This window comes from Glutamicibacter sp. BW80 (genome assembly GCF_002332385.1).
In the GTDB taxonomy this organism is placed as follows: domain Bacteria; phylum Actinomycetota; class Actinomycetes; order Actinomycetales; family Micrococcaceae; genus Glutamicibacter.
Window position 1 is genome coordinate 239,827 of record NZ_NRGV01000030.1, and the last position, 24,797, is coordinate 264,623.

Here is a 24,797-nt window from a genome sequence, read left to right on the forward strand (position 1 = left end):
CCGTGTCGATACTGCACAGCGAGGTCTTAGCATTCGTCGTGCTTTTCACCAATGGGCTGGTTTTTGGTTGCCTTGACATCACCATGAATGTCAATGGGGCCAAGGTTGAACGAAAACTTGGTAAGAGCATCATGCCTTCCCTGCATGGCTACTTCAGCCTTGGCTCCTTGCTTGGCGCAGGAATCGCGACGACCACCCTCAGCTTGGGCATCACTACGGCATGGCACTTTATTCTGGTCGCCGTCGTGATCATTGCATTGGCACTAGTAGCGCAGACTGGATTCAGGGATTGGAACTACAACTACTCCCGTCCACGAGAAAGCACCCAGCTGAAGGTTTCGGGAGCACGCTCCCACCGGGGCTTATTGCTCTTGCTCGGACTTATGGTGGCTGGACTGAGCTTCGCCGAGGGGGCGGCCAATGACTGGCTGGCAGTGGCCTCGGTTGACGGCCATGGTTTGGACCACCCAACCGGTGCCTTGATGTTCACCCTGTTCGCCGGAGCCATGACGATAGGCCGGTTCGCCGGTGGGCCGATCGTGGACCGCATCGGCACCAAGTGCTCGCTGATGATCATGGGAATGATCGGCCTAATCGGGATCGTGCTATTCATCCTGGGCGAAAACACTGCAACCCTAGGAGCGGGCGCCGTACTTTGGGGTCTTGGAAGTGCCCTTGGCTTCCCTGTTGGCATGTCGATCGCTGCCTCACGTAGCGATCACCTCGGCCCACGAGCCGTGAGCGTGATCAGCGCTTTCGGTTACGGTGCGATGCTCAGCGGACCTCCGGTAATCGGATTCGTAGCGGATGTCACCGGCTTACCGCAGGCGCTATGGATCATTGCGGGTATTTTGGTGATTTCGTTACTCATTACACCTCGCGCCGCGCAGTCCGGCAACGCGGTTGAAGTCAACCATTAGACCGGCAGGATCGCCCGCTCTTTGATATTTCGCATCACGATCGTGCTATTTAGTTTTTCTACTCCTGGCAGCTCGACTAGCACGTCATCGTATAAGTGCTGATAATGCGTCAGGTCTTTGGCGTACACACGAAGCAGGAAATCCGGTTCGCCAAACAAGCGCTGCGCTTCGACGATGAGTTCGTCCTTCTCTACAGCCGCCTCAAAGGCCTTGAGTTGGGTTCGGTCTTTCAGTGTCACGAACACCAACGCTTCGAAGGCCAGCCCTACGCGCTCAGGGGTGACAACGGCTTGATATCCGGCGATAACCCCCGTGCGTTCGAGTTCGCGAATGCGACGGTGGCATGGCGCCACCGATAGTCCCACCTTGTTCGCCAAGGCGGTTGCACTCATCCGGCCGTCCAATTGCAGCTCAGCGATAATCGCACGATCCAACTTATCCATAGCGCCAGCATACTACGCAAAATAATTGCGCTAAGCGCGGCTATCTCGAATAAATTGCGCTCAAATTTCGTCATTTCAAGCAAAATCGGCAAACACTTTTCGATGAATATTTCCTACGCTTGCCCTAGTACTGCAAGAACCACGAGGAGACACCTTGGATATCGCTCAACTAACCGGATTCCTCCTTGTCTCCGTTACGCTTGCCTGCACTCCGGGTGCCGATTGGGCGTATATCATCTCTTCTGCCATTGGGCCCAAGGGGTATTGCGCAGCGGTTTGGGGGCTCCTCACCGGATATCTGTTTCATACCGTGCTACTGGTCTGCGGTGTGGCGGCACTTGTGGCTAGCTCGCCGCAACTCTTGTTGTGGCTCACCATGGCCGGATCCCTTTACCTTTTGTGGCTTGGCATCATCACCCTCGCGAGTTGGAGATCCGCGAAATTTTATAGCGGCTCATCAGCTACACCTTCCGCGTCCATGACTCCGGTGAGTTCTTCAAGCGATCCCACGGAGCTTCCATTCGCGGCTGCCGCCGTGCTTACCGAAAGCCGTCCGCTGCTGAAAACTGCCGGCCCATGGCGCGGCGCGTTTTTCAAGGGCCTGCTCACCAGCAGCACCAACCCGAAGGCTTTGCTTCTCTACCTTGCGCTCATCCCCCAATTCATTGACCATTCTGCCGCCTGGCCGCTATCGCTGCAGACCGGAGCCCTGGGGCTCACGCACTTCGCCGTTTCAGTCCTTGTGTATTTCTCGATTGCCTTCGCCTCGCGTCTTTTATTACGCTCACGTCCACTGGCCGCACGGATAGTGACTGCATGTTCAGGAATCATCATGATCGGTCTCTCACTAGTGCTTATCTACGAGCAGTTCCTCGGCTTCTAGAAATTTCTTGAACACCGATCAAGACAATTGAACAGTGATCAAGTATGCTCCTTTCTCAGTGGTTCAATCGACCACGAAGAACGCAGCCCTACCGCCAACTAGCCACTGGTGATTTACTGGGCGAACAAGTACGTCGCGATGGAGCATTGTGGAACTACCAGAGATCCAACTTGAGCATGTCACCGTCAGCTTCGAGGACCGGACGGTCTTAGCTGATATTAATCTGACGCTCAACGAACGTCGCATCGGAATCATCGGCGCCAACGGCGCCGGGAAAAGCACCCTGTCCCGATTGCTCAACGCTCTCGTTGTTCCCACCTACGGCACGGTGCATGTAGGCGATTTGAATACCTCCAAGCATGCAAAACAGATACGCCGCGATGTAGGTTTCGTCTTCCAAAACCCTGCAAACCAAATCATCATGCCGCTGGTGGCTGATGATATTGCGTTCGGCCTGAAGAACCTAGGGCTGTCAAAGGCCGACCGCAAGGTCCGGGTCGCGCAAACCCTAGACGAGTTGAACATCAAGCATCTAGCGGACCGGGAAAGCCATACCCTTTCAGGGGGCGAGCAGCAGATGGTCGCGCTGGCCGCCGTGATTGCAATGCAGCCACGCACGATCGTCTTCGACGAGCCAACGACCATGCTCGATCTGCGCAACCGGCTACGATTCCAAGGAGAAATTGCGCAGCTTCCACAGCGCGCGATCGTGATCACGCACGATCTGGAACTGCTCGAAGATTTCGATCGCGTACTGGTCGTCACCGACGGAACCATTGCATTTGACGGCCTTCCAGCGGACGCCATCGCTCACTACCGGCAGTGGAGCCACGTATGATCGCGGCACACAATACCTCCTACCTGGCAAAGCTTCCTGCCGGACTAAAGTTTGGCGCGCTCTTGGCTATCAGCATCGGGTTGTACCTGATCCCAAGTTGGCAAGCGCTTGTCGTGCTGCTCATTGGCAGCCTCCTGCTGCTGTTCAGCGCGCGAGTGAAATTTCAGCAATTGCGCACCGCCTTGATCACCTTGTTGCTGATCCTCAGCTTTGTCTTTATTTCGCTGGGCATGCAGACCAACTGGGAAAACGCTTGGGTGTCCGTGCTTCGATTGCTCACCATGTGCATGTTCGCCTACGCCGTCAGCCTGACCACAACCTTCGACGCCATGCTGGAACTCTTTCAGCAGGTGGCCTCTCCCCTGCGTTATGTGGGCGCTAACCCGGCCCAAATTTCCTTGGGGCTATCTCTAGCCATTCGCTTCATTCCAGAGCTCAAGCGAGTTTATCTAGAAGTACGCGAGGCACAGCATGCGCGCGGGCTGGCCAACAATCCTTTGGCTGTGGCGGTCCCGCTGGTGATTCGCTCACTGCGAATTGCCGACGACACCGCCGAAGCACTGGAAGCTCGTGGGTACGACTCTGCCGACAAACTCAAATAACCTCGCCATCAGCTCTCGCAGCATCATTCGTTAGGACCCAACTATGGCAACTGCCACTTCTTCGCAAACCCGAAATACCGTCTACGTAGCTATTTTTGCTGCGATGATCGCAGCCATGGGACTTGTTCCCCCAATCGTGATTGGCATCGTTCCGGTGCCCATCACCTTGCAGACCTTAGGCGTCATGCTGGCAGGCGCGCTGCTCGGCCCCATCAGAGGCATGCTCTCCAGCCTGGTTGTGGTTGTCCTTGCCCTGGCAGGATTACCGCTCCTAGCAGGCGGCCGCGGCGGACTCGCGGTCCTACTCGGCCCAACCGGCGGCTACCTGCTCGGCTGGATCTTTGGCTCCTTGGTCATTGGCGTATTGTTCAAGTACTGGGTGCTTCGCCAGAAAAGCCAGGGCACGCGCATCGTGACCGGACTGCTTTCCATACTGTTGGGTGGAATAGGCATCATCTACCTCTTCGGAATTCCCTGGACTTCCGTGGTGACCGGCCTTGACCTTGGCACCTCTGCGCTCGGTTCCCTGGCGTTCATCCCCGGGGATCTGATCAAGGCAGTGGTCGCCACGCTCGTGGCCGTCACCGTTCACCGCAGCTACCGGGGACTCATGCGCTAGATCCATGAATCTCGCCAGCCAGCTGCAGCATCACGCGCTCACTCGTCCAGATCACCCGGCCGTAATCAGCATTTCCCAGGTAATCGATTACGCAACCCTGTACGCCTCGAGCCACGATTTGGCTCAGGCATTGCAGCGGGATCCACGCATTGGCCGTCGCGTAGGACTCTACTGCTCGGATCCAGTCGCATTGGCCATAGGATTCCATGCTTGTCTGCTCGCCGGGGTGAGCGCCATGATTCTCGATCCGACCTGGCCTGCCGAAAAGCTGAAGACCACGCTCACGCAATTCGGGTCTCCGAAGGTCCTAACGGATCAGCCCGGTGAAGCGTCGGTGACAGAGCTTGGCCACACGGCTCTAGGCGTGCGCAAGGTATCGGATCCCAGCCATGCGCTTGCGGACCTGGCCACACAGGCCGGCTCCGACTCCGAGCTTTTGCTCATCTTCACCTCCGGATCCACCGGCAGCCCCAAGGCAGTTGTTCGCACCCGCCATTCATGGGAGCAGTCCATCAGCCGGTGCGCGGGGATTCTCGGGGCCAGCGAAGATTCCACAACGCTTGTTCCCGGTCCGCTCGCTCATGGCCTCGGCCTATATGCGCTGGTTGAATCGGTCGCGCTCGGCGGCACCCTAGTGGCACCGGGACGTTGGCAGGCCGGGCACGTTCGGCGACTATTGCAGTCAACCAGCTGTAACCGACTGGTTGCAGTTCCTTCGCTCGTGCGGTTGCTGCTCCAGCAGATTCCACTCCAGCGGCTCTCCGGGCTGCGTCACGTGGTCACCGGCGGCGAAGCCCTGAGCCTGGATCTGGCCCAGCAGATCCTACAGCTCTCGAAAGACGTAGATTGCATCGAATACTTCGGCAGCAGCGAGCACAGCCTGATTGCCTACCGCCAGCGCAGCCTTGAAGAAGCCGAGGAGAGCCCTTTCATTGGGACGCTCTTCGACGGAGTCCGGGCACATTTGCATGCACAGAATGGCACCGACGGGACAGGTCGGCTCATGATTCGAAGTGCCTTCAACGCCATCGGTTATGACCCGCAGGGCTCGGGCCAGCTAGAACGCTGCGAGGAAGCGACCGGAATCGGAGATATTGCCCGCTTGCTACCCGGTCAACGTATTCAAATCCTTGGCCGCGGCGGCGAGATGATGAACATCAATGGAAACAACGTCTATCCTGCGGAGATCACCAGAGCGCTCGAAGCGGCAGGCTTGAGGCAGTCGCTCGTTCTGGCGCACCGCCTGGCCCACGGCAAGACGGTGCTGACCGCCTATGTGCAACTTGCTCTTCACCAGCCACTGCCCGATCCATCTTCGGTCTTGCAGGTACTCCGCGAGATTCTGCCCGTTTACAAGATTCCCCACGACGTAGTGTTTTTGCCTTCTTGGCCACTGACCGCCAGCGGCAAATGCGATATTCAAACTCTTCCAGCACCAACAACATCCGGACTGAGAAAGCTGCGCTTGCGATGAATGAAGCCTTGATCATAGCCGCCAGGCGCACGCCAGTGGTGCGCTCAAATAAGGAATTCGCTCGTCTCGGAGCCGACCAACTACTGGGCAAGGTCTTTGACGCCTTGTTGGAGGACACTGGAATCTCCCCCGCTGACGTGGACCACGTCTTCGCGGGAAACGCGGCAGGACCCGGCGGAAACATTGCGCGCGTCGCAACGCAGGTTTCTCGGCTGCCTGACTCCGTGCCGGCGACTACCCTCGATGCCCAATGCGCGAGCGCGTTGGAGGCAATCGCAGCGGCAGCCAGAATGGTGCGCTGCGGCGAGGCACGGGCGGTGATCGCTGGTGGTGTCGAATCGGTATCCACCGCACCTTGGCGAATGGAGAAGAATGGGGATCCCGCTTCTCCGCCACGGATCTATTCGCGCGCCCGTTTTACCCCGCACCCGCAAGCCGACCCGGAAATGGGTGTGGCCGCGGAGAACATCGCCGCACAGTTCCAGATCTCCCGCACCGCCCAGGACGAGTTTGCCCTACGCAGTCACCAACGCGCGGTGCAAGCGCAGCAAGCCGGACGCTTCAACCAGGAAATCGTGCCGATTGGCACTCCTTCGGGAGTGGTCCAATCCGATACCTGCCCACGCGAGGGATTGTCGGCCAAGAAACTAGCCTCCTTGCGTCCCGCGTTCGTTCCCGGCGGTACCGTGACGGCAGGCAATTCATGCCCTATAAATGATGGGGCCGCAGCGGTGTTGGTTGTCGATGCAGAGCATTATGCACGACTTGACGCACGGTTTGCCCTGAGATATCTAGGAACCGGCACCGGGGCCTGCGACCCACAAATCCTTGGCATGGCAGCGGTGCCCGCGTATCAAAAGCTTGCGCAGCTGCTCGGCGTCGACCGGCTAGGCAAGGCGGAACTCATCGAGTTCAATGAGGCGTTCGCCGTCCAGGCCTTGGCTTGCCTTGCAGAGCTAGGAATTGGCGCCTCAACGGTTAACCGTGATGGCGGCGCGCTTGCCTTGGGACACCCCTACGGTGCCAGCGGGGCTTTGCTGGCCACCCGGCTCTTTTGGCAGGCACGGGCCACCGCACGCGGCGATGAACTCTGTCTGGCCCTCATGGCCGCCGCCGGTGGCACCGGTACGGCGATGGCTTTTGAATCGGTGTACACACAGCCCGACTAAAACCATCGGGCCAGGGACGGGGCTACAACCAGCGCAGATTCAACAAGCGGATTAAGAAAAGGCACCTTTCGAATCTNNAGATTCGAAAGGTGCCTTTTGGCTCTACAACTTAGATGTTGAACCCAAGGGCTCGCATCTGGTCGCGACCATCGTCGGTAATGCGTTCCGGACCCCAAGGCGGCATCCAGACCCAATTCAAACGATGCTCGTCGACAACGCTTTCCATCGCTTGGGCGACCTGCTCCTCGATAATATCGGTGAGCGGGCAAGCCGCGGTGGTCAGGGTCATGTCGAGAATAAGTGCGCCGTCTTCCGCGTACTTCAGACCGTAAAGCAGGCCCAAGTCGACGATATTAACACCGAGTTCCGGGTCAATGACGTCCTTGAGCGCCTCCTCTACGTCTTCCAACGGAGTCGTAGCGGCTCCCGTGCTCTGTTCGGTTGATTCACTCATGGAATTTACCTTACTAGGCCTTGACGTTGAGGAAGCGGTCGTAGCCTTCGTCTTCCAAACGATCTGCAAGTTCCGGGCCACCCTGCTCAGCGATGCGACCGTCAACAAACACGTGCACGTGGTCTGGCTTGATGTAGCGCAGGATGCGAGTGTAGTGGGTGATCAGCAAGGTGCCCATCTGGTTATCATCCTGAGCGCGGTTGACGCCCTCGGACACGGTCTTCAACGCGTCAACGTCGAGGCCCGAGTCGGTCTCGTCCAAGATGGCGAACTTAGGCTTGAACAGTTCCATCTGCAGGATTTCGACGCGCTTCTTCTCGCCGCCGGAGAAGCCTTCGTTGACGTTACGGCCAGCGAAGTCCGCATCGATCTTCAGCTTCGCCATGGCTTCCTTGACGTCCTTGGTCCAGGTACGCAGCTTCGGAGCTTCGCCGTCGATTGCGGTCTTGGCGGTACGCAAGAAGTTGGTCATGGTCACGCCGGGGACCTCGACTGGGTACTGCATGGCCAGGAACAGACCGGCCTTGGCGCGCTCGTCAACGCTCATCTCCAGCACGTCGACGCCATCAAGGGTAATCGAACCCGAGGTGACCTTGTAACGTGGGTGGCCGGCGATGGTCGAGGCCAAGGTGGACTTGCCCGAGCCGTTGGGGCCCATGATTGCGTGGGTTTCGTTGGTGTTGATGGTCAGCGAAACACCCTTGAGAATTTCCTTCTCACCCTGCTCGGTGTCGATCGAGACGTGCAGGTCTTTGATTTCCAGAGTAGACATACGTCGTTCCGTTTCTATATCTAAAAGGCTGGTAGAACCGGCACTACCTAGAGGGTAGTGGTTGCCAATTCTTCTTCGATGGTGTCGGTCAGGCGCTCCTGGAGCTGCTCATCACCGATCTGCTGGACGATTTCGTTCAGGAAGCCACGAACCACCAAGCGGCGTGCGGTCTTCTCATCGATACCGCGAGCCATCAGGTAGAACAGGTGCTCGTCGTCGAAGCGTCCGGTGGTGGAAGCGTGTCCGGCACCGTCGATCAGGCCGGTCTCGATTTCCAAGTTAGGCACCGAGTCGGCACGGGTGCCGTCGGTGAGCACCAGGTTGCGGTTCGCCTCGTAGGAATCGGTTCCCACGGCAGCCTTCCGGATCAGCACGTCGCCAACCCAGACGGTGTGCGCGTTCTTACCCTGCAAGGCACCCTTGTACAGCACGTTCGACTTGCAGTTCGGTACCGCGTGGTCGACGAACAAGCGGTGCTCCAAGTGCTGACCGGCGTCGGCGAAGTACAGGCCGTAGAGCTCGATCTCGGCGTGCTCTCCGGCAAAACGAGCCGAAGGGTTCACGCGCACCAGGTCGCCACCGAAGGTGACCACGATGTGCTTGAAGGTTGCGTCCTTGGCCACCGAGGCCTGCTGCGAGGAAGCGTGGATTGCATCCGATTCCCAAGCCTGCAGCGAGACAACGCGCAGACGAGCGCCCTGGCGCACATCGAATTCGATGTTCTGCGCCAGCACTGCCGAGCCTACGTGGTCGATAACGACCATGGCTTCGGAGTTCTCCTCTGCCACGATGATCAAGTGCTGAGCCGCTGGATCCAGCGACTCACCGGTGATGCGCAGGACGCTCTTCACATCTTCGGCGTTAGCCGGGATGGTGAGCACCTGTGCGCCGTTGGAGTACTTCCAGCTGTTGGCCGACACGCGGTCATCAGGGGTGAAGGCGTTGCCGCGGATCGCGTCGTCTGCCGCGACGGTGCGCAGCGAGACGTTTTCGGAACCGGTCAGTTCAACCTTCGGTGCCTTGCCGGTCAGTTCAGCGGTGTGCAGGCCACCGATGCGCTTGAGCGGGGTGAAGCGCCAGTCTTCTTCGCGTCCGGTCAGCTTCGGGAAATCCTCGACGTTGAAGCTGGTCAAACGACCGGCACGTGAAGAATCCGTCACACCTTCGCCGCCGCCGTGGCTGTGGCTCTTGGCCGAGTCGCCGGCAAGTGGGGAGGTGGCGCTGTCGTTCAATGGCGAAAGGTTTTCGCCCTCTTCTGTGAAGCCCGGGATGGAGGGGGCGCCAATGCGCGCCTTCTCATCGGGAATCTGAGTAGTGGTCTCGGACATTCTTAGCCGACCGATCCTTCCATCTGGAGTTCAATAAGGCGGTTCAGTTCCAGCGCGTATTCCATTGGAAGTTCACGGGCGATTGGCTCAACGAAGCCACGCACGATCATCGCCATTGCTTCGTCCTCGGCCAGGCCGCGGGACTGCAGGTAGAACAACTGTTCTTCGGAAACACGGGAAACCGTTGCCTCGTGGCCCATGGTCACGTCATCCTCGCGGACGTCGATGTATGGGTAGGTGTCCGAACGCGAAATCTGGTCAACCAGCAGCGCGTCACACACGACCGAGTTCTTGGTGCCCTTGGCACCCTCGCGAACCTGAACCAGACCGCGGTAAGCGGAGCGGCCACCGTTACGGGCCACCGACTTGGCGACAATGGAGCTGGAGGTGTTCGGAGCGATGTGAACCATCTTCGAACCGGTGTCCTGGTGCTGGCCTTCGCCGGCGAAGGCGATGGACAGGGTCTCGCCCTTGGCGTGCTCGCCGACCAGGTAGACAGCCGGGTACTTCATGGTGACCTTGGAACCGATGTTGCCATCGACCCACTCCATGGTGGCGCCCTCTTCGCAGACGGCACGCTTGGTCACCAGGTTGTACACGTTGTTCGACCAGTTCTGGATCGTCGTGTAGCGGACGCGGGCGCCCTTCTTCACGATGATTTCCACGACTGCCGAGTGCAGCGAGTCCGACTGGTAGATCGGCGCGGTGCAGCCCTCGATGTAGTGGACGTAGGAGTCCTCGTCGGCGATGATCAAGGTGCGCTCGAACTGACCCATGTTTTCCGTGTTGATACGGAAGTAGGCCTGCAGCGGGATCTCCACGTGTACGCCCTTGGGGACGTAGACGAACGAGCCACCGGACCAGGTCGCGGTGTTCAACGAAGCGAACTTGTTATCGCCCGCCGGGATGACCGAGCCGAAGTACTCCTTGAAGATGTCTTCGTGTTCCTTCAACGCGGTATCCGTGTCGAGGAAGATGACGCCCTGGGCTTCGAGGTCTTCACGCAGCTGGTGGTAGACAACCTCGGACTCGTACTGAGCGGCTACGCCGGAAACCAGACGCTGCTTTTCAGCCTCTGGAATGCCCAGCTTGTCGTAGGTGTTCTTGATGTCTTCGGGCAGGTCCTCCCACGTGGTGGCCTGCTTCTCGGTCGAGCGAACGAAGTACTTGATGTTGTCGAAGTCGATGCCCGAGAGGTCTGGACCCCAGGTAGGCATTGGCTTGCGGTCGAAGTACTTCAAGCCCTTCTGGCGCAGCTCCAACATCCACTCAGGTTCTGACTTGAGGTTGGAAATGTTGGCTACAACATCGGCGTCAACGCCGCGACGTGCATTCGCACCCGCGTCGTTCTTGTCTGACCAGCCGTATTCGTAATTACCGATTCCGTGGAGTTCGGGGTTCTTCTCCAGAATATCGGAAATTACACCTGGGTCGGCAGACTCCTGTGCAATCTGATCCGTCATCGCGGCCTCTCCTGCTTCGTGAACTTAATTCGAGTTCTCTTCTCAGCGCGTATTGGCGCCTTTCCGCGACCCACAGGGATGTGGGTCGTGCACACATGTCCACCGCCGGCCAGCGTCGACAGCCTTCTCACGTCGACACCGACCAGACGGGCAAACATTTCAGTTTCCATGTCGCAAAACACCGGAAACTCGCGTGCCAAATCTTGTATGGGGCAGTGCCCCTGGCACAGCTGAACGCTGCGCATTAGTGCTGTTGAAACCTTCGCTTCAACCTTGCGGGTGTAGCCAACGAAGCCGTCGGAGCTAAGCAATTCGCTGAGCTTCGCCGCCCGTTCCTCCAGCCCTTCAACACCGTCTAATGCTTTCGCATAGCGGCTTTCCATCGTCGCGAAGCGGTCCTGGGCGAATTTGCGAATCGCATCTTCTCCCGCCGCGTCCCCCAGCACTTTAAGTGCCTGGGTGGCGATATCCAGGTAGTCATTGCCCAGTTTCGCCTGTCCCCGGTGCGAAAGTACGTACCGACGGGACGGACGGCCTGCGCCCGACTTCTGGTTGGCTACCAGCTTCACCTCTACCAGTCCGGTTTTGGACAAGGCATCGAGGTGACGCCGAACCGCCGCGGGCGTGAACCCGAGCTTGGTGCCAAGCTCGGCCGCACTAACCGGTCCATCTTCAAGGACTGCGTTCAGAACTCGGTCTCGCGTGCGCTCCTCAGTATCCCCAACCGCGTCAACCGTAGTGCCAGTTGTGGTACTAGCTGTGTCTGAATTAGATGAATACACAACATAAGCATGCCTATATTTTCAGCGTACGTCTAGTAAGGAAGGACTTACTAAGGTAGAGCTTGTCACCTTGTGAATCTCGCGGATTTTCTCTTCCGCTACAACCATCATCCTCCGCACGCAAACCTAATTCGAGTCTTCGTGACAAAGGACTCAGGGCCCTTGACTTCGACATGACGTAGAATGCTGTGGTGTCTTCAGTTACTCCCAGCCTCATCATCAATGAGCTGAGCAAGGATCTGGGACCGGTTCCTGCGCTGAATAATCGCATGCTCAGGGTCCTGGATTCCGTCTCCCTCAAAGCCTTCCCCGGGCAGGTCACCACGCTTCTCGGCTCCAATGGCGCCGGCAAATCAACGACCCTCGCCTGCGCCCAGGGGCTTATGCGCCCGGAAAGCGGAACGGTGCAATTGCTCGGCCAGGATCCCTACGGGGACAATCCAGACCTCCGCTCGCGTGTCGGCGTCATGCTGCAGGACGGCGGGCTGCCACCCTCGATGCGCCCGGTTCCCTTGCTGCGCCATGTCGCGGCCATGTACAAGAACCCAATAGATATTAACGCGCTGATAACGCGTCTAGATCTCGAATCCTTCGGCAGCCGCACCATCCGCCGGCTTTCCGGCGGCCAAAAACAACGCATCGCCCTGGCCCTGGCGCTGGCCGGGGACCCGGAGGTCCTGTTCTTGGACGAGCCAAGCGCGGGACTGGACCCGCAGTCGCGCCAAGTAGTTTTCGACCTGATCAGCGAACAGCGCGACGCCGGCAAGGCGATCGTGCTCACCACCCATCTGATGGATGACGCGCAACGCCTCAGTGATTACGTGTACATCATCGACAAGGGCCGCACCGTTGCGCAGGGCACCGTCGCCGAATTGACGACACTGGCCGCCGCCGAACATGAGACCCGCCCGGTGAGCTTTGGGGCGGCACCTGGCCTCGCGCTACCGCACCCGCCGGCAGGCCTGCACTTGAGCGAAACGGCACCCGGCGAGTACCACCTGACCGGAGTGAGCGCCGCGGAGCATCTGCACTGGCTCACCAGCTGGTGGGCACGCGAGGGAATCCTGCCTAAGCATATGAATCTGCAGGCACGCAGCCTCGAAGATGTTTTTCTGGAATTCGCGCAAAAGGAGGAACCGGCATGAGCCAGACAGCCGCCAAATCCAACGCGGTTTCCACGCCCAAGCGCATCGCGCTCCAGGGCAAATACGAAACGATCATGATGCTCAGCAATGGCGAGCAACTGGTACTCGCGGTGGTGCTGCCTATTATCGCCTTGTTCGGTCTCACCTTTACCGATTTGCTCGAAGGCGTTGCCCCGCGCAGCATCGATGCAGCCGTCCCCGGCGTATTGGCCCTGTGCGTGATCTCCACGGCCTTCACTGGCCAGGGCATTGGAACTGGCTTCGACCGCCGCTATGGCGTGCTGCGGATGTTCTCCACTACTCCCCTGGGAAAGACCGGATTAATCTTCGGCAAGGTCATTGCGGTGCTCACCGTGCTGGCCATCCAGGTAGTCCTCATCACCCTTGTGGCCTTGCTGCTCGGATGGGAGCCAAACCTGTTTGGAATCCTTCCGGCGATCCTGTTCTTGCTTCTCGGGGCAGCGGCCTTCACCGCCCTGGGGCTGTTGATTGCCGGCACAGTTCGCCCCGAAGCCACATTGGCAATCACGAATTTGGCGTGGATCCTGCTCGCCGGAGTGGGCGGGGTGCTCTTCCCGCTGAGCATGGCGCCGCATTGGATCCAGCCGACCCTGGACGCCTTGCCCTCTGCCGCACTCGGCGATGCGATGCGCTCGGCGCTCATAGAAGGCCGGTTCAGCATCGCGAGCGTGATCTTCTTGGTGCTTTGGGCCGCAGCTGGTTCATTTGCTGCCATCAAACTATTCAAATGGAACTAACCAGAACACCAATGAAGGGGAGATTTCCATGTCTTCAGACCTAGCTAAACGAAGCTGGGCTTCCAGGATGCTCGCCAAGATCGGTGACCTCTTCGGAATCATTGTCGCTGCCGCCAATACATGGCTAGGCACTATGCCGCCGAAGGTCACCGGCATCGTCCACGGCCTGGCAATCGCCTCCTTGGTTTCGCAGATCGGGATCATCGTGACCGGCGGTGCGGTGCGGCTGACCAAGTCCGGGCTCGGCTGCTCCCACTGGCCTAACTGCGTCCCGGGGTCGATGACTCCGGTTCCAGAAATGGGTTACCACGGGCTGATCGAGTTCGGGAACCGCCTGCTGACCTTTGTCCTGCTTGCCATCGCGGTGGCGTTCTTGATTTCGATCTGGAATATGCGCAAGAGCCACCCTTCGATCTTCAAGCTCGCAGTGGTGCTGCTGGCAGGCATTCCGGCTCAAGGCGTGATCGGCGGCATTACCGTCTGGACCGATCTGAACCCCTGGGTAGTTTCCCTGCACTTCATACTCTCGGGCACGCTGGTGTGCCTGGCCACAATCCTGGTCAACCGAACCCGCCGCGAGCTGAAACATGACATCACCCCGCCAACGACGAAGACCATTGGGCAATTCGCGACCGCCGCTTGGGTCCTGTCGATGCTTGCCGTCATCATGGGAACGATCGTAACCGGAACCGGTCCGCACGCCGGGGATGCCACCGCTCCCCGGCACCTCTTCGACCCCTTGCTGGTCACGCGCATGCACACCGCCCCGGTGTACCTGCTCGTCCTTGCCACGGTGATCGTCTTGGTACTGGCCTACCGCACCGGAGGCAACGCCAAGCTCCGCGCAGCCAGCTGGTGGCTGGTCGTCGTTATTGCCTTGCAGGCGGCCCTGGGTTACATCCAGCACTTCACCGGTCTACCTATCGGCTTGGTGCTTCTGCACATGCTCGGTGCGAGCCTGCTGATGGTCGCCTCCACGAACCTGTGGGATCGTGCGGCCAGACTGCCGAAGAGCGAGCGCGTCGAGCAGCACTAACAACGGACTCGGCATGGCAAAAGGCTGGAAACCACTTGGTTTCCAGCCTTTTGCCTTCCCATATGGGCTAGCGCATGTTGTGCGAAGCAGGCTCTCCAGCAGCCCCTAGTGCAGCAGCACATAGCGCCCGAAGGCAGGGACCAGTCCCCCGGACAGCCACCAGAGCGGCGACGAGCATTCCTCCGTCGAATGCCGCACCGTAGAATGAATCGCCGCGTAATTGAGCGCGGCCAGTCGGAAATCTCCGTTGAGCTCCACCGATGGCAAGCACCTGCGGGAGCAGCATCAGGGGCACTCGATCAGGGGCACTCGGGTCGAGTCCGTCCAAGGAGACAAAAATCCCCGCCTCCAACTCAATGGAAGCGGGGATTTCAGAGTATTACTTAGCCAAACAGCGGGCTGCCGACGAACGGGTCAATGGCCAGCGCCAAGAACACGATCGATAGGTAAGTGATCGAAATATGGAAGACCTTCATGGCCTTGCGATTCATCTCAGCAGGGCTGTGATCGCGCTGAGCCTCGCGGTAGAGCACATGTGATTCGTAGACGAACCAAACGCCTGCCCCGCCGGCGATCGCGGTGTAAACGATGCCCGCATATCCCATGGGCAGCAGCAGCAGGGAGCAGACCACCGTGGCCCAGGCGTAGAGAACTACCTGCACCGACACACGGCGGGCATTGGCGATCGCTCCAAGCATCGGCACCGAGGCGGCGTTGTAATCATCTGCATACTTCATGGACAGTGGCCAGTAGTGCGGCGGGGTCCAAAGGAAAATCACCAGGAATAGGATGATCGCCGGCCATTCCACGGTCTCGGTGACCGCCGCCCAGGCGATAAGGACCGGCATGCAACCGGCAATGCCGCCCCAGACGATGTTCTGCGAGGTGCGGCGCTTGAGGATCATCGTGTAGAGAACTACGTAGAGAAGGATCGCGGCAAGTCCCAGGGCCGTGGCCAGCGGATTGGTGCCGAACCAGAAGACAACGAGCGATGCGATCGCCAAGACCCAAGAGAAGATCAGGGCCTCGCGCGGGGTGACGTCACCGGTAACCAAAGGCCGCCCCTTGGTGCGCTTCATCAACTTATCCATGTCGCGATCGAGGTAGCAGTTGAATGCGCTTGCCGCGCCGGCGGCCATGGCACCGCCAAGAATGGTAGCAACCATCAACCAGACGGCGGGGAAACCGCGCTCTGCGAAGATCATTGTCGGCAAGGTGCTCACCAGGAGCAGCTCTACGACGCGAGGCTTGGTGAGCGCCAGATAGGCACGGGCCTTGCGCTTGGCAAAATCCCCAGCATTTTCGTCAGGTTGGCGCGATGAGCGCGGTACTAACGATCCGGCGACGCTAAGAGTCTTCAATTAAACGCACTCAGTTCTACACGGGTACAAGACAGACACCACTTATTCTACGACGAATAGAACTCGGACGGTAGTTGCTTGATGTAAGTATTCATGGCCAACCGCGTGATTCCGGTCATCTTTACCCCTCTGCCATCCTCGGGGTGCAGCCTCGCATACTCCGTAACGCTGGGCCGCAGCCACTAGCCGGCACCCGCGTCGAGCGGCAGCACCGCCACCCCGGCCCGAAAGCAACAACCCCCAAAGTTTGTGAATCACAGAACAACAACAACATAACATTGTAGGGCAAGGGGTTTCCCAAGCTTCAAGCACAACCTCACCTGGATGGCCAAGGCTCTCCGCGCGATAACCATTTCCCCACGACCCTCAAGCGAGCGCGGCATGGCATTCGCGCACCGCCGGAGCGGCGGAGAGAGGCCCAAATCAACACCGCGTGTCGTTGCCGCATCCCGGGCCACGGGAGGCTCGCCCTCCGGTTGTGACCTCGGCAATGTTCGATGGGTCAAAGATTGATGCAAAATGTGCGTGTCATGTTTGTTCAACCCATACAGTCATAGAGCGATTCGCGATACAGTGGACACTAATCGCGCCGTCGCCACCTAATACCCCAAAAAGCTCGACTACGGGTAGCAGGGTCGACGGCGTATTGCGTGTCAGCGGGATAAACCCCGTCCAAGCCTGAATGGAAGGAACGCCGCAGTGGCGATTGAATCCTTAGTAGAAGAGTTCTCACTTACCGAGTTGGATCGTAAGGCCATCGACACCACTCGTGTCCTGGCAGCCGACGCAGTAGAAAAAGTTGGCAACGGCCATCCCGGTACCGCCATGAGCTTGGCTCCGGCTGCGTACCTGATCTTCCAGAAGCACCTGCGTCACGACCCGAAGGATCCGAACTGGATCGGTCGCGACCGCTTTGTGCTCTCCCCCGGTCACACCTCGCTGACCCTCTACCTGCAGCTCTTCCTCTCGGGCTACGGCCTGGAGATGGAAGATATCGAAGCGCTGCGCACCTGGGGCGCGAAGACTCCGGGCCACCCGGAATACGGCCACACCGCCGGCGTAGAGATCACCACCGGCCCGCTGGGCCAGGGCCTGGCCTCGGCCGTTGGCTTCGCTTACTCCCAGCGCCGCATGCGCGGCCTGCTGGATCCGGCAGCAGAAGCCGGCACCAGCCCGTTTGACCACACCGTGTACGTCATCGCCTCCGATGGCGACCTGCAGGAGGGTGTCACCTCCGAGGCCTCCTCGCTGGCTGGCCACCAGGAACTGGGCAACCTTGTCGTTATCTACGATGACAACAAGATCTCCATCGAAAACGACACCGACATTGCGTTCACCGAAGACGTGCTGGGCCGCTACGACTCCTACGGCTGGCACACCCAGCGCGTGGACTGGACCGTGACCGGCGAATACATCGAAGACATGCATGCCCTGGACGCCGCAATCCGCGCCGCCAAGGCCGAGACCTCCCGTCCCTCGATGATCGCGCTGCGCACCATCATCGGCTGGCCTTCGCCAACCAAGCAGAACACCGGCGGCATCCACGGTTCGAAGCTCGGCGGCGAAGAAGTCGCAGGGCTGAAGAATGTCCTGGGCTTCGACCCTGAGCAGTCCTTCCACATCGATGAGGAAGTACTCGCCCACGCCCGCGAGGTAGTGACCCGCGGTGCGGAGCTGCACGAGTCGTGGAACGAGACCTTCGAAGCGTGGAAGCGCGCCAACCCCGAAGAGGCAGCGCTGCTTGAGCGCCTGCAGGCAGGGGAACTGCCGGAGGGCTGGACCGAAAAGATCCCGACCTTCGAACCAGGTTCCACCATGGCTACGCGCGCCGCTTCGGGCAAGGTCATCAACGCGATCGCCGATGAGCTGCCGGAACTGTGGGGCGGCTCCGCGGACCTCGCCGGTTCGAACAACACCACCATCGCCACCGCGAAGTCCTTCGCACCCGAGCGCCGCTCCACCGATTCCTGGGATGCCAGCCCCTACGGCCGGGTGCTGCACTTCGGCATCCGCGAGCACGCCGCCGCGTCGATCGTGAACGGCATCGTGCTCTCTTCCCCGACCCGCGCGTTCTCCGGAACCTTCCTGATCTTCTCGGACTACCAGCGTCCGGCCATCCGCCTGGCCGCCTTGATGGGCATCCCGTCGATCTTCGTCTGGACCCACGACTCGATCGGCCTGGGCGAGGACGGCCCGACCCACCAGCCGGTGGAGCAGCTCGCTTCCTTGCGCATCATCCCGAACTTCGACGTCGTCCGTCCGGCCGACGCCAACGAGGTCGCCTACGCCTGGCGCGGCATGCTGGAGTTGACCGGCACCCCATCGGGTATCGTGCTCTCCCGGCAGAACCTGCCGATCTATGACCGTTCGGCGCCAGGCTTCCGCGGTGCCGAAGGCACCCTGAAGGGCGGCTACATCCTGGCCGAGGCCGTCCGCGAGGGCGCCGAGACCACCCCGGATGTCATCTTGCTGGCCACCGGCTCCGAGGTCGAGCTGGCCGTCGAAGCCCGCGAGGCACTGGCCGCGAAGAACATCGCCGCCCGCGTCGTCTCGCTGCCGAGCTTCGAGTGGTTCGCCAAGCAGGACGCCGCTTACCGCGAAGAGGTGCTCCCGGCGGCCATCACCGCCCGCGTGTCGGTGGAAGCCGGCGTAGCCCAGGGCTGGCGCGAGCTGGTCGGCGCCGCAGGCGAAATCATCTCCCTGGATCACTTCGGTGCATCCGCAGACTACAAGAAGCTCTACAGCGAATTCGGGATCACCACCGATGCAGTTGTCGCAGCCGCCGAAAAAGTTGTTAAGTAAAGGAACTGGCACACATTATGAGTAACCCAAATACCCAGGCCCTGTCCGACGCCGGCGTTTCGATCTGGCTGGACGACCTTTCCCGCGAGCGCCTGACCAGCGGTTCGCTGGCCAAGCTCATCGAAGAGCAAAACGTCGTCGGCGTGACCACCAACCCGTCGATCTTCGCCGCGGCACTGACCAACGCAGCGGTCTACGGCGAGGCCATCGCCGAACAGCGCCACAAGTCGGTCGAAGACGCGATCACCGAGATCACCAGCGACGACGTTGCCGCCGCCTGCGATCTCTTCCGCCCGGTCTACGACTCGAGCAACGGCTTCGACGGCCGCGTGTCCATCGAGGTCGACCCGCGTCTGGCCCATGACACCGCGCAGACCATCGTCCAGGCCAAGGCCCTGCACGAACGCGTAGCCCGCGAAAACGTGCTCATCAAGATCCCCGCCACGCTGGCCGGCCTGGAGGCCATCACCGAAACCATCGCGGCGGGCATCAGCGTCAACGTCACGCTGATCTTCTCGCTGGAACGCTACCGCGAGGTCATCAACGCGTACCTGATCGGCCTGGAGAAGGCCAAAGCCAAGGGCTTGGACCTGTCCAAGATCCACTCGGTCGCCTCCTTCTTCGTCTCCCGCGTGGACTCGGAAATCGACAAGCGCCTGAACGCCATCGGCACCGAGGCGGCACTGGCACTGCGCGGCCAGGCCGGTGTGGCCAACGCCCGCCTGGCCTACCAGGTCTTCGAGGAGACCTTCGCCTCGGCACGCTACGAAGCGCTGGCAGCCTCCGGGGCCAATGTGCAGCGTCCGCTGTGGGCTTCGACCGGTGTGAAGGATCCTGCCTACCCATCCACCCTGTACGTCACCGAACTGGTGGCACCGCAGACCGTGAACACCATGCCGGAAAAGACCCTGGAGGCCACCGCCGCAGAGGCCGAGGTCCGCGGAAACGTGGTTTCGGGCAGCTACGCCCAGGCCAACGGCGTGCTCGACGCGCTCGCGGCCCAGGGCGTGGACTACAACGAGGTTGTGTCGCTGCTCGAGGTCGAAGGCGTTCAGAAGTTCGACGTCGCCTGGAACGAACTGCTCGAGGACATGTCTGTGGCTTTGAAAGAGGCCAAGTAGATGGAGTTGGGCTTAGTTACTTCCGGCGCGGCCCTCGCCTCGGTCGACCGGCTGCTTCCGCAGCTCATCGAGGCTAAGGTCGGCAGCCGCATCGCCGGCCAGGACCCCACCGTGTGGGGTGCCGAGGCCGAAGCCGAGTCCGCCATGCGCCTGGGCTGGACCCAGCCCTTCGAAGCCGCCGCAAAGCTGCTTCCGCAGATCCTTGAGCTGCGCGAGCAGCTGCTGGCCGAGGGCCTGACCCGGATCGCCCTGTGCGGCATGGGCGGCTCCTCGCTGGCACCCGAGGTGATCGCCGCGCATGACGAGGTTGACCTGGTCATCTGCGATACCACCGACCCGCAGATGGTTTCCGAGATCGTGAACACCGAGCTGGAGCGCACCGTCGTGGTCGTCGCCTCCAAATCGGGGTCCACCGTGGAAACCGATTCGCAGCGCCGCGCCTTCACCGCGGCCTTCGAGGCCGCCGGCATCGATCCGGCTACCCGGCTGGTGCTCGTCACCGATCCGGGTTCCCCGATGGACAATCCCGAAGGGGTGCGCGCGGTCTTCAATGCCGACCCGAATGTGGGCGGGCGCTACTCGGCGCTGACCGCCTTCGGACTGGTGCCTTCGGGCCTTGCCGGGGCCGATATCGAAGCGCTGATCGAAGAGGCCGGGTTGATCTCGGACCTGCTCAGCGGCGACGACGAGGACAATATTGCGCTGCACCTGGGCGCCGCGCTGGTTACCGCCGGCCGCGACAAGCTGGTGATCGCGGAAATCGGCGACGCCCTGCCGGGCTTCGGGGACTGGGCCGAACAGCTCATCGCCGAATCCACCGGCAAGCTCGGCAAGGGAGTGCTCCCGGTGGTGGCCCACGCGGACGCGCCCGAGCTGGAGCAGGTGGCCGCCGATGTGCTGCCGCTCTACCTGCACGAACAGCTGCCCGCGGAAATTGATGAGGAGGCCACCGCGATCCACCTCAGTGCACCGCTGGGCACCTCGTTCATGATCTTCGAGTACGCAACCGCCGTGGCCGGCTACCTGCTGGGCATCAACCCGTTTGACCAGCCCGATGTCGAGGCCGCCAAGATTGCCGCGCGCTCGCTGCTCGACGCGCCGACCGCCGGATCCCCGGATGCGGTGGACGGCAGCGTCGAGCTGTTCGGCACGCAGGCCGCCGATCTGGCCGGCGCGCTCGATGCGCTGACCGCGCAGCTGGGCGAGGATGGCTACCTGTCCATCCACGCCTACCTGGACCGCCACGGCGACAAGGATCTGGAGGCGCTGCGCGACCTGCTGGCCGAACGCACCTCACGTCCGGTGACCTTCGGCTGGGGGCCACGCTTCTTGCACTCCACCGGCCAGTACCACAAGGGCGGCCCCCGCCAGGGGGTCTTCCTGCAGGTGACCGCGAACCACGAGCAGGACCTGGAGATCCCGGGCCGCGCCTACAGCTTCGGCGGTTTGATCACCGCCCAGGCTACCGGCGACGGTGCGGTGCTCGCGGACGCCGAACACGGCCGTCCGGTGCTGCGCGTGAATCTAACCGATCGCGCCGCGGGTATCGCGGCGCTGCTTGAGGCTGCGAGCTAAGAACAAAATATGAGCAATCCACTTCGCGACGCCCGCGACCGGCGGCTTAACCGCATCGCCGGTCCGGGCGCGCTGGTGTTCTTCGGAATCACCGGCGACCTGGCCCGCAAAAAACTGATGCCCGCGGTCTATGACCTGGCCAACCGCGGCCTGCTACCCCCGAACTTTGCCATCGTCGGCTTCGGCCGCCGCGACTGGTCCGCCGAGGACTTCGCCAACCAGGCCCGCGAATGGATCCTGGCCAGCGCGCGCACCCCGTTCAACGAGACGGTGTTCGACCAGCTGGCCTCCGGAATGCGTTTCATCTCCGGGGCCTTCGACGACGACAACGCCTATGAGCAGCTCTCCGCCACCCTGGACGAGCTGGCCGATTCGCGCTCCACCGGACGCAACCACGCCTTCTACCTGTCCATCCCGCCTAGCTGGTTCGACGTGGTCTGCCAGAAGCTCTCCGAGCACAAGCTCGCCAAGGATGAGAATCCCGGCTGGGAGCGCGTGGTCATCGAGAAGCCCTTCGGCCACGACCTGGAAAGCGCCCGCGAGCTCAACGAGATCGTCGAGTCGGTCTTCCCGCCCGATGCGGTATTCCGCATCGACCACTATCTGGGCAAGGAAACCGTGCAGAACCTGCTGGCCCTGCGTTTCGGCAACCAGATGTTCGAGCCATTGTGGAACAACAAGTACGTGGACCACGTGCAGATCACCATGGCCGAGGATATCGGCATCGGCGGGCGCGCCAGCTACTACGACGGGGTGGGCGCGGCCCGCGACGTCATCCAGAACCACCTGCTGCAGCTCCTCGCCCTGACCGCCATGGAAGAGCCCATCTCCTTCGACGCAGATCACCTGCGCGCCGAGAAGGAAAAGGTGCTCACCGCGGTGCAGCTGCCCGAGGATCTGGGGGCCGCCAGCGCCCGCGGCCAGTACACCTCCGGGTGGCAGGGCGGCGAAGAGATAGTCGGCTTCCTCGACGAGGAGGGCTTCAACCCGAAGTCCAAAACCGAAACCTACGCGGCGGTGCGGCTGAACATCAACACCCGCCGCTGGGACGGGGTGCCCTTCTACCTGCGCGCCGGCAAGCGCCTGGGTCGCCGCGTCACCGAGATCGCGGTGGTCTTCAAGCGCGCACCGAACCTGCTGTTCACCGACCACGCGGATGACGAGTTCGGGCAGAACGCCTTCGTGATCCGCGTGCAGCCCGATGAGGGCGCGACCATCCGCTTCTCCTCCAAGGTGCCCGGCACCCAGATGGAGATCCGCGACGTGACCATGGACTTCGGCTACGGCAACGCGTTCACCGAGTCCTCCCCGGAGGCCTACGAACGCCTGATCCTCGACGTGCTGCTCGGCGAACCGCCGCTGTTCCCGCGCCACGAAGAGGTCGAACAGTCCTGGCGCATCCTCGACCCGTTCGAGGATTACTGGGCCGCACAGCCCGAACAGCCAGACCCCTACCTGCCCGGCTCCTGGGGCCCGGCCAGCGGCGATGAGCTGATGGCCAAAGACGGAAGGACGTGGCGACGCCCATGATGATCGATCTTCCCAACACGACCACCTCGAAGGTGGCCAAGAAGCTGCTCTCCTCGCGCCGCACCCACGGCGTGGTGGCCCTGTCCCGGGTGCTGACTCTGGTGGTCATCACCCGCGAGGGCTTCGCGGAGAACGCCATCGAGGCGGCCAACCTGGCCAGCCGCGAACACCCCTGCCGCATCATCGTGGTGGTGCGCGGCTCGGAGAAGGGCGAGAACCGGCTCGACGTGCAGATCCGCGTCGGCGGGGACGCCGGGGCCTCCGAGGTCATCGTGATGCGCACGCATGGCCCGGATATGGCCGCCGACGAGGCGCTGATCTCCGCGCTGCTGCTGCCCGACGCGCCGATCGTGGCCTGGTGGCCGCACGGGGTCCCGGCCGACCCGTACAACACCGCGCTGGGCAAGCTGGCGCACCGGCGGATCACCGACTCGAACGAGACCAAGGATCCTACCGAGGCGCTCTTCCAGCGCGCGAGCACCTACCGCGCCGGGGACACCGACCTGGCGTGGACCCGCATCACTCTCTGGCGCGCCCAGCTGGCGAGCATTATCGATTTGATCGGTACCGAGGGCTTGAGCGGCATCACCGTGAAGGGTTCGGAGAACTCTCCGTCCACCTCGCTGCTGGCGGCCTGGCTGACCATGGCCTTGGACGTCCCGGTGACCATCGCGGCGGATAAGTCCACCGGCGGGCTCTCCAGCGTGCGTCTGGCTCGTGAGGATGGCGACGTGGAGCTTTCCCGTCCCTCCGGAGCCGTGGCCCACCTCTACCTGCCGGGCAGCGCGCCGCAGCGCATCTCGCTGCCGCGCCGCTCGGTGGCCGAATGCCTGGCCGAGGAGATGCGCCGCCTGGACGCGGACGATGTCTTCGGCGAGGTCATCACCCGCGGGCTGAACCTGACCAACCTAAGGAGCATCATTCCCAGTGATCGCTAGACAGATTGTCATCCATGAAGACACCGCCGCCACCGCGCACGGGGTCGCAGCCCGGCTGATCACCTCCATCGCCGATGCGATCGCCGCCCGCGGGGTCGCCCACGTGGTGGTGACCGGCGGCACGCTGGGCATCGCGGCGCTGGTGGCCGTGGCGCAGAACCCGGCGAAGGCTTCGGTGAATTGGTCCCAGGTGCACTTCTGGTGGGGAGATGAGCGCTTCGTCGCCGCCGGCAGCACCGATCGCAACGCGGTGCAGGCCGAACCGCTGTTCGCCGCCCTGGACGAGCTGGGCCTTGACCGCGGCACCGTCCACGTGATGGGTGACAGCGACGCCTACGCCAGCGCCGAGGACGCGGCGGCCGCCTACACGCAGCTGCTCGCCGAGGAGGCCGGCGACGGCGCGGCGAACCCGGTCTTCGACGTGCTGATGCTCGGCATGGGCCCGGATTCGCACGTCGCCTCGCTGTTCCCGGACCACACGCGCTCCACCGAGCTCGGGGCGATCGCGGTGCACGACTCCCCCAAGCCGCCACCGCACCGGGTGTCGCTGACCATGAGCACCATCAACACGGCCCGCGAGGTCTGGCTGCTGGTCTCCGGCGCGGAGAAGGCGCCGGCCCTGGCCGCCGCCCAGCACGAGGTCAACGAAGCCAAGGTGCCGGCAAGCGCCGTGCAGGGCACCGAGGCTACCCGCTGGCTGATCGACCGCAGCGCCGCGACGCTGCTCTAAGCCTCACCGCAGACCGGTGCCGCCCAAAAGCCATGGGCGGCACCGGTCTTTGTG

At 61.6% G+C, this 24,797-nt stretch carries 23 protein-coding genes; 16 read left to right on the forward strand and 7 right to left on the reverse strand.

The window, feature by feature from the left end:
• Positions 1-2 precede the first annotated feature (2 nt).
• Complete coding sequence (locus CIK76_RS07795; protein ID WP_176484131.1) at positions 3-920, forward strand: MFS transporter; 918 nt, start codon at positions 3-5, stop codon at positions 918-920.
• On the opposite strand, the gene CIK76_RS07800 is transcribed toward CIK76_RS07795, so the two are convergent.
• Positions 917-1,363 (reverse strand): Lrp/AsnC family transcriptional regulator, encoded by a 447-nt coding sequence (locus CIK76_RS07800; protein ID WP_096285098.1) that lies wholly within the window; start codon positions 1,361-1,363, stop codon positions 917-919. The two genes, CIK76_RS07795 and CIK76_RS07800, sit on opposite strands and share 4 nt — an antisense overlap.
• 154 nt (positions 1,364-1,517) lie before the next feature.
• On the opposite strand from CIK76_RS07800, the gene CIK76_RS07805 reads away from it, so the two are divergent.
• From CIK76_RS07805 to CIK76_RS07830, 6 genes are all read left to right on the forward strand, one after another.
• The gene (locus CIK76_RS07805; protein WP_096285100.1) at positions 1,518-2,246 is read left to right on the forward strand and encodes a LysE family translocator; all 729 of its coding nucleotides are present in this window, start codon (positions 1,518-1,520) and stop codon (positions 2,244-2,246) included.
• A gap of 148 nt (positions 2,247-2,394) precedes the next feature.
• Positions 2,395-3,084 carry an ABC transporter ATP-binding protein gene (locus CIK76_RS07810; protein ID WP_096285102.1) on the forward strand — a complete coding sequence of 230 codons (690 nt, stop codon included), beginning with the start codon at positions 2,395-2,397 and terminating at the stop codon, positions 3,082-3,084.
• Positions 3,081-3,686, forward strand: a complete 606-nt coding sequence (locus CIK76_RS07815; RefSeq protein ID WP_096285104.1) for an energy-coupling factor transporter transmembrane component T — start codon at positions 3,081-3,083, stop codon at positions 3,684-3,686. Before CIK76_RS07810 ends, CIK76_RS07815 begins: the two co-directional genes overlap by 4 nt.
• A gap of 43 nt (positions 3,687-3,729) precedes the next feature.
• A complete protein-coding gene (locus CIK76_RS07820) occupies positions 3,730-4,305 on the forward strand; it encodes a biotin transporter BioY (protein ID WP_096285106.1) in 576 nt (191 codons plus the stop codon).
• Positions 4,306-4,309: 4 nt separating this feature from the next.
• Positions 4,310-5,779: a class I adenylate-forming enzyme family protein gene (locus CIK76_RS07825; RefSeq protein ID WP_096285108.1), complete on the forward strand. Its 1,470-nt coding sequence runs from the start codon at positions 4,310-4,312 to the stop codon at positions 5,777-5,779.
• Positions 5,776-6,948, forward strand: a complete 1,173-nt coding sequence (locus CIK76_RS07830; protein WP_217990359.1) for a thiolase family protein — start codon at positions 5,776-5,778, stop codon at positions 6,946-6,948. Before CIK76_RS07825 ends, CIK76_RS07830 begins: the two co-directional genes overlap by 4 nt.
• A gap of 109 nt (positions 6,949-7,057) precedes the next feature.
• Here the strand turns inward: CIK76_RS07830 and CIK76_RS07835 are convergent, their stop codons facing one another.
• Genes CIK76_RS07835 through CIK76_RS07855 form a run of 5 tightly spaced genes read right to left on the reverse strand, consistent with a single transcriptional unit; the run spans position 7,058 to position 11,747 of the window.
• Positions 7,058-7,402, reverse strand: coding sequence for a metal-sulfur cluster assembly factor (locus tag CIK76_RS07835; protein WP_096285112.1), 345 nt, complete (start codon positions 7,400-7,402; stop codon positions 7,058-7,060).
• A gap of 13 nt (positions 7,403-7,415) precedes the next feature.
• Positions 7,416-8,174, reverse strand: coding sequence for a Fe-S cluster assembly ATPase SufC (gene sufC, locus CIK76_RS07840; protein WP_096285114.1), 759 nt, complete (start codon positions 8,172-8,174; stop codon positions 7,416-7,418).
• 47 nt (positions 8,175-8,221) lie between these two features.
• Positions 8,222-9,502 carry a Fe-S cluster assembly protein SufD gene (gene sufD / locus CIK76_RS07845; protein ID WP_096285116.1) on the reverse strand — a complete coding sequence of 427 codons (1,281 nt, stop codon included), beginning with the start codon at positions 9,500-9,502 and terminating at the stop codon, positions 8,222-8,224.
• A 2-nt stretch (positions 9,503-9,504) separates the two neighbouring features.
• Complete coding sequence (gene sufB / locus CIK76_RS07850; protein ID WP_096285118.1) at positions 9,505-10,965, reverse strand: Fe-S cluster assembly protein SufB; 1,461 nt, start codon at positions 10,963-10,965, stop codon at positions 9,505-9,507.
• Positions 10,962-11,747, reverse strand: a complete 786-nt coding sequence (locus CIK76_RS07855) for a metalloregulator ArsR/SmtB family transcription factor (RefSeq protein ID WP_096285120.1) — start codon at positions 11,745-11,747, stop codon at positions 10,962-10,964. Before CIK76_RS07855 ends, sufB begins: the two co-directional genes overlap by 4 nt.
• A gap of 188 nt (positions 11,748-11,935) precedes the next feature.
• Between CIK76_RS07855 and CIK76_RS07860 the strand changes: the two genes are divergently transcribed.
• The 3 genes from CIK76_RS07860 to CIK76_RS07870 are packed head-to-tail and all read left to right on the forward strand — an operon-like array spanning position 11,936 to position 14,686.
• Positions 11,936-12,892 (forward strand): ABC transporter ATP-binding protein, encoded by a 957-nt coding sequence (locus CIK76_RS07860; protein WP_096285122.1) that lies wholly within the window; start codon positions 11,936-11,938, stop codon positions 12,890-12,892.
• A complete protein-coding gene (locus tag CIK76_RS07865; RefSeq protein WP_096285124.1) occupies positions 12,889-13,650 on the forward strand; it encodes an ABC transporter permease in 762 nt (253 codons plus the stop codon). Before CIK76_RS07860 ends, CIK76_RS07865 begins: the two co-directional genes overlap by 4 nt.
• A gap of 28 nt (positions 13,651-13,678) precedes the next feature.
• On the forward strand, positions 13,679-14,686 hold the full coding sequence (locus CIK76_RS07870) for a COX15/CtaA family protein (RefSeq protein ID WP_255248394.1): 1,008 nt from the start codon (positions 13,679-13,681) through the stop codon (positions 14,684-14,686).
• Positions 14,687-15,069: 383 nt separating this feature from the next.
• On the opposite strand, the gene CIK76_RS07875 is transcribed toward CIK76_RS07870, so the two are convergent.
• A complete protein-coding gene (locus CIK76_RS07875) occupies positions 15,070-16,047 on the reverse strand; it encodes a heme o synthase (protein ID WP_096285128.1) in 978 nt (325 codons plus the stop codon).
• A gap of 699 nt (positions 16,048-16,746) precedes the next feature.
• Here CIK76_RS07875 and tkt point away from each other — a divergent pair.
• From tkt to pgl, 6 genes are read left to right on the forward strand one after another with little or no spacing between them, the layout of a single operon-like run.
• Positions 16,747-18,849: a transketolase gene (tkt, locus tag CIK76_RS07880; RefSeq protein WP_096285130.1), complete on the forward strand. Its 2,103-nt coding sequence runs from the start codon at positions 16,747-16,749 to the stop codon at positions 18,847-18,849.
• Between the two features lie 17 nt (positions 18,850-18,866).
• On the forward strand, positions 18,867-19,970 hold the full coding sequence (tal, locus tag CIK76_RS07885; protein ID WP_096285132.1) for a transaldolase: 1,104 nt from the start codon (positions 18,867-18,869) through the stop codon (positions 19,968-19,970).
• Positions 19,971-21,545, forward strand: coding sequence for a glucose-6-phosphate isomerase (locus tag CIK76_RS07890; RefSeq protein ID WP_096285134.1), 1,575 nt, complete (start codon positions 19,971-19,973; stop codon positions 21,543-21,545).
• Between the two features lie 9 nt (positions 21,546-21,554).
• Positions 21,555-23,075: a glucose-6-phosphate dehydrogenase gene (gene zwf / locus CIK76_RS07895; RefSeq protein ID WP_096285136.1), complete on the forward strand. Its 1,521-nt coding sequence runs from the start codon at positions 21,555-21,557 to the stop codon at positions 23,073-23,075.
• The gene (locus CIK76_RS07900; RefSeq protein ID WP_096285138.1) at positions 23,072-24,013 is read left to right on the forward strand and encodes a glucose-6-phosphate dehydrogenase assembly protein OpcA; all 942 of its coding nucleotides are present in this window, start codon (positions 23,072-23,074) and stop codon (positions 24,011-24,013) included. Before zwf ends, CIK76_RS07900 begins: the two co-directional genes overlap by 4 nt.
• Positions 24,003-24,743, forward strand: coding sequence for a 6-phosphogluconolactonase (pgl, locus tag CIK76_RS07905; protein ID WP_096285140.1), 741 nt, complete (start codon positions 24,003-24,005; stop codon positions 24,741-24,743). The genes CIK76_RS07900 and pgl overlap by 11 nt, the downstream gene beginning before the upstream one ends.
• Positions 24,744-24,797: the final 54 nt, after the last annotated feature.

What these genes read in the sequence shown, in the direction of transcription:
- CIK76_RS07800 (WP_096285098.1), bottom strand. Translation starts at nt 1,363, where the DNA reads ATGGATAAGTTGGATCGTGCGATTATCGCTGAGCTGCAATTGGACGGC.
- CIK76_RS07815 (WP_096285104.1), top strand. Translation starts at nt 3,081, where the DNA reads ATGATCGCGGCACACAATACCTCCTACCTGGCAAAGCTTCCTGCCGGA.
- CIK76_RS07820 (WP_096285106.1), top strand. Translation starts at nt 3,730, where the DNA reads ATGGCAACTGCCACTTCTTCGCAAACCCGAAATACCGTCTACGTAGCT.
- CIK76_RS07825 (WP_096285108.1), top strand. Translation starts at nt 4,310, where the DNA reads ATGAATCTCGCCAGCCAGCTGCAGCATCACGCGCTCACTCGTCCAGAT.
- CIK76_RS07830 (WP_217990359.1), top strand. Translation starts at nt 5,776, where the DNA reads ATGAATGAAGCCTTGATCATAGCCGCCAGGCGCACGCCAGTGGTGCGC.
- CIK76_RS07835 (WP_096285112.1), bottom strand. Translation starts at nt 7,402, where the DNA reads ATGAGTGAATCAACCGAACAGAGCACGGGAGCCGCTACGACTCCGTTG.
- sufC (WP_096285114.1), bottom strand. Translation starts at nt 8,174, where the DNA reads ATGTCTACTCTGGAAATCAAAGACCTGCACGTCTCGATCGACACCGAG.
- sufD (WP_096285116.1), bottom strand. Translation starts at nt 9,502, where the DNA reads ATGTCCGAGACCACTACTCAGATTCCCGATGAGAAGGCGCGCATTGGC.
- sufB (WP_096285118.1), bottom strand. Translation starts at nt 10,965, where the DNA reads ATGACGGATCAGATTGCACAGGAGTCTGCCGACCCAGGTGTAATTTCC.
- CIK76_RS07865 (WP_096285124.1), top strand. Translation starts at nt 12,889, where the DNA reads ATGAGCCAGACAGCCGCCAAATCCAACGCGGTTTCCACGCCCAAGCGC.
- CIK76_RS07870 (WP_255248394.1), top strand. Translation starts at nt 13,679, where the DNA reads ATGTCTTCAGACCTAGCTAAACGAAGCTGGGCTTCCAGGATGCTCGCC.
- tal (WP_096285132.1), top strand. Translation starts at nt 18,867, where the DNA reads ATGAGTAACCCAAATACCCAGGCCCTGTCCGACGCCGGCGTTTCGATC.
- CIK76_RS07890 (WP_096285134.1), top strand. Translation starts at nt 19,971, where the DNA reads ATGGAGTTGGGCTTAGTTACTTCCGGCGCGGCCCTCGCCTCGGTCGAC.
- zwf (WP_096285136.1), top strand. Translation starts at nt 21,555, where the DNA reads ATGAGCAATCCACTTCGCGACGCCCGCGACCGGCGGCTTAACCGCATC.
- CIK76_RS07900 (WP_096285138.1), top strand. Translation starts at nt 23,072, where the DNA reads ATGATGATCGATCTTCCCAACACGACCACCTCGAAGGTGGCCAAGAAG.